1 protein-coding gene is annotated in these 403 nt (G+C 64.5%); it reads left to right on the top strand.

Annotated elements, in window-relative coordinates:
- Positions 1-40: 40 nt before the first annotated feature.
- A partial coding sequence (locus E1297_RS00545; protein WP_155132617.1) for a hypothetical protein occupies positions 41-403 on the top strand: 363 nt, incomplete at its 3' end.

Here is a 403-nt window from a genome sequence, read left to right on the forward strand (position 1 = left end):
TCCAGGTCCGACTTCGTCAACAGGCTGCTATGCGGACTTCATGCTGTCCTATGAGCTGATGCGGGAGGCCTATGCCGGTACCGGTGTGGGATTGAATGGTCTTGGCGCATGGGCGGAGGGTGAGGTGGCGGGCTGGCCCGGTCTTGCCGATGCAATCGCGGACGCCTTTCCGTCGGTGCCGATCGAGGTCTGGGTTTTTGGCAAGGTGACGACCGCAGAAGCTTTCAGGAGCCTGACGGGCCGCGCTCTCCCGGACAATGCCGCGGCCCCGGGCGGCCGGATTGTAAATCCCTCGCCGGGTTGGCATGCGCTTGAACAAATCCGGCAGCGCCGGAGTGCCGGAGAGACGCTCGATAAAGCGGCTGTCGACGCCATTGTCGGGCAGGGCGGGCCGGGGAAAATC

It is taken from the genome of Roseibium sp. RKSG952 (assembly GCF_009711355.1).